Annotated in this window: 8 protein-coding genes and 1 pseudogene; 8 read left to right on the top strand and 1 reads right to left on the bottom strand. The window is 68.3% G+C overall.

Annotated elements, in window-relative coordinates; translation table 11 throughout:
* From AC6EI8_RS20565 to AC6EI8_RS20550, 4 genes and pseudogenes are all read left to right on the top strand, one after another.
* A pseudogene (locus tag AC6EI8_RS20565) lies at window positions 1-296 on the top strand (polysaccharide deacetylase family protein); the annotation flags it as partial.
* Window positions 296-1,270, top strand: a complete 975-nt coding sequence (locus tag AC6EI8_RS20560) for a sterol desaturase family protein (protein WP_498382737.1) — start codon at window positions 296-298, stop codon at window positions 1,268-1,270. The pseudogene AC6EI8_RS20565 and the gene AC6EI8_RS20560, both read left to right, overlap by 1 nt.
* Window positions 1,271-1,631: 361 nt before the next feature.
* The gene (locus tag AC6EI8_RS20555; RefSeq protein WP_006579613.1) at window positions 1,632-2,504 is read left to right on the top strand and encodes an EI24 domain-containing protein; all 873 of its coding nucleotides are present in this window, start codon (window positions 1,632-1,634) and stop codon (window positions 2,502-2,504) included.
* 13 nt (window positions 2,505-2,517) lie between these two features.
* On the top strand, window positions 2,518-3,342 hold the full coding sequence (locus tag AC6EI8_RS20550; RefSeq protein WP_498382736.1) for a competence/damage-inducible protein A: 825 nt from the start codon (window positions 2,518-2,520) through the stop codon (window positions 3,340-3,342).
* Between the two features lie 119 nt (window positions 3,343-3,461).
* Here AC6EI8_RS20550 and AC6EI8_RS20545 read toward each other — a convergent pair whose 3' ends face one another.
* On the bottom strand, window positions 3,462-3,926 hold the full coding sequence (locus AC6EI8_RS20545; protein WP_149319141.1) for a rhodanese-like domain-containing protein: 465 nt from the start codon (window positions 3,924-3,926) through the stop codon (window positions 3,462-3,464).
* Between the two features lie 562 nt (window positions 3,927-4,488).
* On the opposite strand from AC6EI8_RS20545, the gene AC6EI8_RS20540 reads away from it, so the two are divergent.
* The 4 genes from AC6EI8_RS20540 to ntrC all read left to right on the top strand — a co-directional run.
* Window positions 4,489-5,904, top strand: a complete 1,416-nt coding sequence (locus AC6EI8_RS20540; RefSeq protein WP_149319140.1) for a 3-hydroxylaminophenol mutase — start codon at window positions 4,489-4,491, stop codon at window positions 5,902-5,904.
* A gap of 138 nt (window positions 5,905-6,042) precedes the next feature.
* Window positions 6,043-6,681 (top strand): DUF4124 domain-containing protein, encoded by a 639-nt coding sequence (locus AC6EI8_RS20535; protein WP_498382734.1) that lies wholly within the window; start codon window positions 6,043-6,045, stop codon window positions 6,679-6,681.
* Between the two features lie 10 nt (window positions 6,682-6,691).
* Complete coding sequence (gene glnL / locus AC6EI8_RS20530; RefSeq protein WP_226108672.1) at window positions 6,692-7,843, top strand: nitrogen regulation protein NR(II); 1,152 nt, start codon at window positions 6,692-6,694, stop codon at window positions 7,841-7,843.
* Window positions 7,844-8,005: 162 nt separating this feature from the next.
* On the top strand, window positions 8,006-9,220 hold a 1,215-nt coding region (ntrC, locus tag AC6EI8_RS20525), incomplete at its 3' end, for a nitrogen regulation protein NR(I) (RefSeq protein WP_498382733.1).

Here is a 9,220-nt window from a genome sequence, read left to right as displayed (position 1 = left end):
GCCAATGCGGCTATCGCCATGTCGGCTGGGCGCAGGCGGGCTTTCTCGGCGACGAACTCGACTCCGACCGCTATCCGAACACGGCGCTGCTGAACCGGGCGCTGCGCGACCTGCGCGACGGCGATATCGCGATGGCGCATCTGGGCATCTGGTCGCGCCGCGATCCGTGGGCGCCGGCCGTGCTGGAGCCGCTGATCGAGGGGCTGCGCCGCAAGGGCTTCTGCTTCGCCACGCTGCGCGAGCATCCGGACTACCGCTCGGCCAGGCCGGCCGGCGCCAGGGGAGGGCCCAACTGATGCTGCAGACATTGGACGCCTGGCTCGGCGATCTGGAGGGCGCGCTGTTCCAGCACGTGGTGCTGCCGGTGGTCTACGCGCTCGGCCTCGGCGGCTATGCCGAGGACGCCTTCACCGGCACCGAATGGCTGGTGGTCGGGTTGCTTCAGCTCACGGTGATGGTGGCGCTGCTGTGGCCGCTGGAGCGGCTGCGTCCGGTCGAGCCGGTCACCGATCGCGCCGCGATCCGCACCGACATGCTCTACACGATGATCCACCGGCTCGGCCTGTTCCGGCTGGTGCTGTTCTTCACGCTCGATCCGGTGGTCGACGCGATCGAAGGACGCCTGCACCTGGCCGGCTGGCAGCGGATCAATGTCGAGGACTGGTGGCCGGGGGTCACCAGCGAGCCGCTGGTCAGCTTCCTGGTCTATCTGCTGTTGTTCGATCTGCTCGGCTACTGGTATCACCGCCTGTCGCATACCGTGCGCTGGTGGTGGTGCCTGCACGCGGTCCATCACAGCCAGCGCCAGATGACGCTGTGGAGCGACAACCGCAACCACCTGCTCGACGATCTGCTGCGCAGCCTGGTGTTCGCGGTGACCGCGCTGGCGATCGGCGTCGAGCCGTCGCAGTTCCTGCTGCTGGTGGCGCTGTCGCAGCTGATGCAGAGCCTGCAGCATGCCAATGTGCGGCTGCATTTCGGCCGCATCGGCGAACGCCTGCTGGTGTCGCCGCGCTTTCATCGCACGCATCATGCGATCGGCATCGGGCACGAGGCGCACGGACAGCCGGCGCGGCTGGGCGGCTGCAACTACGGCGTGCTGTTCCCCTGGTGGGACATGCTGTTCGGCACGGCCCGCTTCGTCGACGACTACCAGGCCACCGGCATCCGCGACCAGTTGCCGCCGCCGGCCGGACGCGGGCGCGACTACGGCGCCGGCCTGCTGCAGCAGCAGTGGTACGGCGTCAAGCGCTGGTTCCGGCGGGCCTAGGCGGTGGCCGCGGCCGTCTCCCCGCGGAGATCGCCGCCACGGAGATCGCCGCCACGGAGTTCGCCGCCACGGAGATCGCCGCCACGGAGATCGCCGCCACGGAATTCGCCGCCATGGAATTCGCCGGCGCGGAGGTTGCTGCACGGACGTCGTCTGCGCGGACGATGCCGCTCCGACACGATGCGTTGCCGGCACGTGTGCTAGTCTGTCCCACCTGAATCGGCCCCGATGGCGAGCCGTTGCCGCGCCGCCGCGCGCGGCGCGCGCCGCCCGACCTGGACGGTTGACCGGGGCGTCCGACCTGATCGACCGACCCGGTCGGCGGACCCGCAGCCGCTCCGTCTCCACCTTCGCATTACGCATGAACGACCTCGTCCGCTCCTTCGTCCGCGCGCTGATCAGCCAGCTGCATCCGCGCATGCTGGCGCTGACCGTGATTCCCTTCGTGCTGGCCACCGTGTTCTGGGGCGGCCTGCTGTATTTCACCTGGGATCCGGTGATGACCGCCGCGCGCGGCTTCCTCGAAACCTCGATCTTTACCAGCTGGATCTACGGCGCGCTTGACTGGTTCGGCCTGTCGTCGCTGCGCGCGGTGGTGGCGCCGCTGTTCGTGGTCGCGCTGACGATTCCGCTGGCGGTGGCCTCGCTGCTGCTGTTCATCGGCCTGTGGTCGGTGCCCGCGGCGGTGCGTTTCCTCGAGCGCAGCTATCCGGAACTGGCCAAGAGCAAGGGCGGCAGCGTGCTGGGCAGCGTCTGGCATTCGCTGTCGAGCACCGGCGTGTTCCTGCTGCTGGTGCTGATCTCGCTGCCGCTGTGGCTGGTGCCGCCGTTCTTCGCGCTGGTCCCGCCGCTGCTGTGGGGCTGGCTGACCTATCGCGTGATGACCTACGACGCGCTGGCCGACCATGCCAGCGCCGACGAGCGCAAGGCCATCATGCGGCGCCACCGGATGCCGCTGCTGATCATCGGCGTGGTGGTCGGCCTGCTGGGCTCGGCGCCGACGCTGCTGTGGGTGTCCTCGGCGGCGATCATCTTCCTGTTTCCGTTCGTGCTGGCCGGCGCGCTGTGGCTCTACGCGCTGATCTTCATCTTCTCGGCGCTGTGGTTCGGCCACTACTGCCTGCATGCGCTCGGGCAGCTGCGCGCCGAGCGGCAATCGGTGGCGCCGCCGCCGGCCGGGCCGGACGTCATTGAACTGGCGCCGTCTGACGTGCGCCGCATCGAATCATCCTGAAAAGAGGGGCATCATGGGTTTCGGCCTGATCGTGATCGGCGACGAGATTCTGTCGGGACGACGCGAGGACAAGCACATGCGGCGCGCGATCGCGCTGCTGGCCGAGCGCGGACTGGCGCTGCAATGGGCCGAGTATGTCGGCGACGAGCGCGAGCGCATCACCGCGACGCTGCGCCGCACGCTGGCGGGCCCGGACGTGGTGTTCTGCACCGGCGGCATCGGCGCAACGCCGGACGACCATACGCGCCAGTGCGCGGCGGCGGCGCTGGGCGTGCCGCTGGAGCTGCATCCCGAGGCGAGGGAGCTGATCGCGCAGCGCATCGCTGAAACCGCGGGCGGCGATCCGGTCAAGGCGGATCTGTCGCTGCCGGAGAACCAGCATCGCTTCAAGATGGGCGAGTTTCCGCGCGGCGCCCGCATCATCCCCAACAGCTACAACCGGATCCCGGGCTTCTCGATCGGCGACCACCATTTCATGCCGGGCTTCCCGGTAATGGCGTGGCCGATGATGGAGTGGGTGCTGGACAACCAGTATTCGCACCTGTTCCACCAGGTGCAGCACGTCGAGCGCGCCTTCCTGGTGTTCGAGGCGCCGGAGTCGACGCTGACGCCGCTGATGGAGCAGGTCGAGGCCGCCTTCCCGGGCGTGCGTGTGTTCAGCCTGCCGTCGGTCGGCGACGCCCAGCGCGGCGAGCTGTACGCGCGGCGGCATATCGACCTGGGCGTCAAGGGTGCCCCAGCCCTGGTGGAGGCCGCCTACGCGATGCTGCGCGACGGCGTGCGGGCGATGGGATTCGAGGTGGTGGAGAACGCGGGAGCGGGCGTCAGCGCGGGGTGAGATGGCATTGCGCCACTGCGCTGCAAGATGCGGTGGGTTTGCTCCCCTCTCCCGCGTGCGGGAGAGGGAGGGACTCACTGGCCAAGAGTCTGCGCCTTCAGTGCGCCTTCAGTGCGACCTCAGGCCCCGTGCCACGGCAGCCCGCGCACGCACCAGCCCTCGACCGTCTTGCGGTGGTGGTGCTCGTCGCGCGGGCCTTCGAAGCCTTCCAGCACATCGATCGCGTAACGGTAGCCGGCCTCGGTGGCGACGCGGGCGGCGTGCTTGGAGCGCGCCGCGCTGCGGCACAGGAACAGCACCGGCGCGTCCTGCGGCACCTTTGCCTTCAGTTCCTCGACGAAGCGCGGATTCTGCGCGCCGCCGGGATAGCCCGACCATTCCACATGCAGCGACTGGCGCTCCGGCACGTCCGGGCCGCCGACCCAGTCCAGCTCGGCCTGGGTGCGCACGTCGACCAGCACCGCGTTCGGGTCGGCCATCAGCAGATCGTAGGCTTGCTGCGGCGTCAGCGCGCCGTAGTAGGGCAGTTGGTCCTGTTGTTGCCGCGCGTTGGCGGCCTGCAGAAGCGCGTCTCGGGTGGTCATTGCAAGGGACGGTTTGGATCGATGGAAGACGTGACGCCGATCGCGCCACGCCTGCTGCAAAGACCGTTATTCTACTCCGCCGGGCGCGGGGGCCGCGGTGCAACCGCAGTGGCAGGCCGGCGAGCCGGCTCGAAAACCGGCGCTGGCGCCAGCATGGTGCCGATGGCACCATGCTGGCGCCAGCATGGTGCCGATGGCACCATGTCGGTGCATTCGAACGCGACGATGCACCGGGTTGGGGTTTGCGGCCGGTGCCGATGCCGCCGGCACCCGCGCCTTCGAGCCGCCGTCGCGGCGGGTCCGGCATCCGTCGGAGCCTTGCGCCAACGCGGTGCAACGGCGCCTTTCCGCGCCGATGCACAGATTGCGGGAACGGGCGGGCTGCTGCGCGGCGCCGGCGTCACCGTCGCGCCCTAATCCGTGCGGACGTTGGCATGCTTTCTGCTAACATGCTTCGTCCTTTTGATGGCCGGTCGCCGCCGGCAGGCGGCAGCGATGCGCCCCCGGCGGCCGGCACGTGAATGGCTCCAACTGAACTCAGCCGAATTACCAGGAGATAGGCATGGCGCAGAGCGTTGCAGATGTGATGAAGCTGGTGAAGGAAAACGACGTCAAGTTCGTCGACTTCCGTTTCACCGACACCAAGGGCAAGGAGCAGCACGTGTCCGTGCCGACCTCGCACTTCGGTGACGACAAGTTCGAGAGCGGCCATGCTTTCGACGGCTCGTCCATCGCCGGCTGGAAGGGTATCGAGGCATCGGACATGCTGCTGATGCCGGATCCGAACACCGCCCATATCGACCCGTTCTACGAAGAGCCGACGCTGGTGCTGACCTGCGACGTGGTCGAGCCGTCCGACGGCAAGGGCTACGACCGCGACCCGCGTTCGATCGCCAAGCGCGCCGAAGCCTATCTGAAGAGCACCGGCCTGGGCGACACCGCCTACTTCGGTCCCGAGCCCGAGTTCTTCATCTTCGACGGCGTGACCTGGAACATCGACATGCAGGGCTGCTTCGTCAAGATCCATTCGGAAGAAGCGCCGTGGTCGTCGGGCCGCGAGTTCGAGCACGGCAACAGCGGCCACCGTCCGGGCAAGAAGGGCGGCTACTTCCCGGTCGCCCCGATCGACACCTTCCAGGACATGCGTTCGGAAATGTGTCTGATCCTCGAATCGCTGGGCATCCCCGTCGAAGTCCACCACCACGAAGTGGCCGGCCAGGGCCAGAACGAGATCGGCACCAAGTTCAGCACGCTGGTGCAGCGCGCCGACTGGACGCAGCTGCAGAAGTACGTGATCCAGAACGTCGCCCACACCTACGGCAAGACCGCGACCTTCATGCCGAAGCCGGTGGTCGGCGACAACGGCTCGGGCATGCACGTGCACCAGTCGATCTGGAAGGACGGCCAGAACCTGTTCGCGGGTAACGGCTACGCCGGCCTGTCGGAGTTCGCGCTGTACTACATCGGCGGCATCATCAAGCACGCCCGTGCGCTGAACGCGATCACCAACCCGGGTACCAACTCGTACAAGCGTCTGGTGCCGGGCTTCGAAGCCCCGGTCAAGCTGGCCTACTCGGCCCGCAACCGCTCGGCCTCGATCCGCATCCCGTACGTGGCGAACCCGAAGGGCCGCCGCATCGAGACCCGCTTCCCGGATCCGCTGATGAACCCGTACCTGGGCTTCGCCGCGCTGATGATGGCCGGCCTGGACGGCGTGCAGAACAAGATCCACCCGGGCGAGGCCGCGGACAAGAACCTGTACGACCTGCCGCCGGAAGAGGATGCGAAGATCCCGACCGTGTGCTCGAGCCTGGATCAGGCCCTCGAGTACCTGGACAAGGACCGCGAGTTCCTGACCCGTGGCGGCGTGTTCAGCAACACGATGATCGACGCCTACATCGAACTGAAGATGGAGGAAGTGACCCGCTTCCGCATGACCACCCATCCGCTTGAGTTCGAGATGTACTACTCGCTGTAAGCAGGCGCTGTCAGCACCCGCTGCAAGTACACCGTGCTTGTTGCACCAGGAAGGGGCGGCCTCGGCTGTCCCTTTTTGTTTGGCTCGCTAGAATTGGGCTTCCTCCGACCTCGATCCCTGCCGATGCGACGCCCGTCCATGACCGCGACCCTGTCTTCGTCCCGCCCGCCGCACCGCCCCGGTGCCGAATCGGCGCCGCCACCCCGGACCGGTGCATCGGCCGCCCTGTTGCTGGGCATCGCGGCGGGTGTGGCGGCGGCGTTCGGCGCACTGGGCGCGGCGCCCGCAGCGGCACAGTCCTCGGCGCAGTCCGCGTCGAACGGCTCGGAGATCTACGTCTGCAGCGGCCCGAAGGGCGTGCCCGAATACCGTAACGGCAATGGCGGCAAGGGCTGCAAGCGGCTGGACCTGCCCGACGTGCTGACCGTGCCGGTGACCCGGCAGGCGGCGCGGGGCGTTGGCGGCGGTGGCGGCGGCGGTGTCAATCCGGCGCCGATCGATGGCGCCACCGCGGCGAACTTCCCGCGCATCGACGCGGCCACGCAGCGCCGCCGCGACGGCGAACGCCGCGCCGTGCTGGAAGAGGAGCTGCGCAGCGAGCAGGCCAAGCTGGCCACGCTGCGCGCGCAATTCAACGAGGGCCAGCCGGAGCGGCAGGGCGACGAACGCAACTACCAGCGCTATCTGGACCGCACCGCCGCGCTGCGCGAGGACATCGCCCGCAGCGAGGCCAATGCGGCCGCGCTGCGGCGCGAGCTGGCCAACCTGAAGGATTGAGGATCGACCGATGCGCCGCCTGATTCGCAGCGTTTCACGCAAGGTCGGTGGCGCCGACCGCGCGCCGGCCGACGAGGACAGCGCGTCCCCGACGTCGCCGGCGCTGGCCGCGCTCGCCGCGGGGCTCGACATGATGCCGAACCCCGTGCTGCTGGTCGCGCAGCCCGGCATGCGCATCGTCTACGCCAACCCGGCCGCCGAGGCCAGCTTCGGCCTCTCGCGCAAGTCGATGCTGGAGTTGTCGCTGTCGGCGCTGTTCGGCCGCGCCGACGAGCTCGACGCGATGATCGATTCGGTGCTGGCGCGCCAGGTCGATGCGCGGCGCCAGGACGTGGTCCTGCAACCGCCGCTGCGCGAGCCGATGCACGCGCATGTGGTGATCGGCGGCATCGACGCGAGCCCCGGCACCGCGCTGGTCGAGGTACTGCCCAACGAGCAGAAGGTCCGCAGCGAAAGGGAGGAACGCATCCTCGACCTGACCTCGGCCAACAAGGAGCTGATCCGCAATCTGGCCCACGAGATCAAGAATCCGCTGGGCGGCATCCGCGGCGCGGCGCAGCTGCTCGAATTCGAATTGCCCGAACGCAGCCTGCGCGAATACACCCAGGTCATCATCAAGGAATCGGATCGCCTGCAGACGCTGGTCGACCGCCTGCTCGAGCCGCACCGGCATCCGCATATCGTGCGCGAGCTCAATATCCACGAGGTGCTCGAGCGCGTGCGCTCGGTGGTGCTGGCCGAATTCCCCAACGGCCTCGAGATCGTGCGCGACTACGACGCGAGCCTGCCCGAGCTGTCCGGCGATATCGAGCAGCTGATCCAGGCGGTGCTCAACATCGTCCATAACGCGGCGCAGGCGCTGGCCGAGCGCATCGCGCGCGGCGATGCGCAGATCGTGCTGCGCACGCGGGTCGCGCGGCAGGTCACGATCGCCAAGCGGCTGTACAAGCTGGCATTGGACTTGCATGTGATCGACAACGGTCCGGGCATTCCCGAGGATATTCGCGAACGCATCTTCTACCCGCTGGTATCGGGCAGGGATGGCGGCAGTGGGCTCGGTCTGACACTGGCGCAGACCTTCGTGCAGCAGCACGAGGGTCTGATCGAATGCGAGAGCCGGCCCGGCTGTACCGATTTCCGCATCCTGCTGCCGCTGCGCTGAACGACCCGGGACGGCCCCGGACGGGCTTGAGGGCTTAAGGGCTTAAGGGCTTAAGGACTCGAGGGCTTGAGGGCTTGCGGCCTTACGGCCCATGGCCCCCACGCCGGGTGGACAGCGCAGCGAAGGCGGACCTCCGAAACACCGAGCAGACAAGCGACGCACATGAAGCCGATCTGGATAGTCGACGACGATCAATCTATTCGCTGGGTCCTGGAAAAGGCCCTGGCCCGGGAGAGCCTGCTGTCCCGCAGCTTTACCAACGTGCGCGACGTCCTGTCGGCGCTCGAGGACGACGAGCCCCAGGTCCTGATCTCGGACATCCGCATGCCCGGCGGTTCGGGCCTCGATCTGCTGCAGGCGATCAAGGGCCGCCATCCGGGGCTGCCGGTGATCGTGATGACCGCCTACTCCGATCTGGACAGCGCGGTGGCGGCCTTCCAGGGCGGCGCCTTCGAATACCTGGCCAAGCCCTTCGACGTCGACAAGGCCGTCGAACTGATCCGCCGCGCGCTGGAGGAAAGCCTGCGCGAGGAGGAGATGGACGACCGCCTGCTCGACGCGCCCGAGATCCTAGGCCAGGCGCCGGCAATGCAGGACGTGTTCCGCGCGATCGGCCGGCTGTCGCAGTCGAACGTGACGGTGCTGATCACCGGCGAGTCCGGTACCGGCAAGGAGCTGGTCGCGCGCGCGCTGCACAAGCACAGCCCGCGCGCCAACGGCCCCTTCATCGCGCTCAATACCGCGGCGATTCCGAAGGACCTGCTCGAGTCCGAACTGTTCGGCCACGAGCGCGGCGCCTTCACCGGCGCGCAGACCATGCGCCGCGGCCGCTTCGAGCAGGCCGAGGGCGGCACGCTGTTCCTCGACGAAATCGGCGACATGCCGTTCGACCTGCAGACGCGGCTGCTGCGCGTGCTGTCGGACGGCAACTTCTATCGCGTCGGCGGCCACAACCCGCTGCGCGCCAATGTGCGCGTGATCGCCGCCACCCACCAGAACCTCGAAACGCGCGTCAAGGAAGGGCTGTTCCGCGAGGACCTGTTCCACCGCCTGAACGTGATCCGGCTGCGGCTGCCGCCACTGCGTGAACGGCCCGAGGACATCACGCTGCTGGCGCGGCATTTCCTGCAGAAGAGCGCCAAGGAACTGGGCGTCGAGCCGAAGCGCATGTCCGACGAGGCGCTGGCCTATGTCAGCACGCTGCCGTTCCCGGGCAACGTGCGGCAGCTGGAAAACCTGTGCAACTGGCTGACCGTGATGGCGCCCGCGCAGACCATCGAGGTCAAGGACCTGCCGCGCGAGATGATCGGCGGCGCGCCGGAAGGGCAGGCCGGCATGGCGAACTATGGCGTCGCGCGCGTCGCCGAGCCCGGCGGC

Source organism: Cupriavidus sp. R6-3 (assembly GCF_059772245.1).
This window is presented reverse-complemented; position numbering and strand designations above follow the sequence as displayed.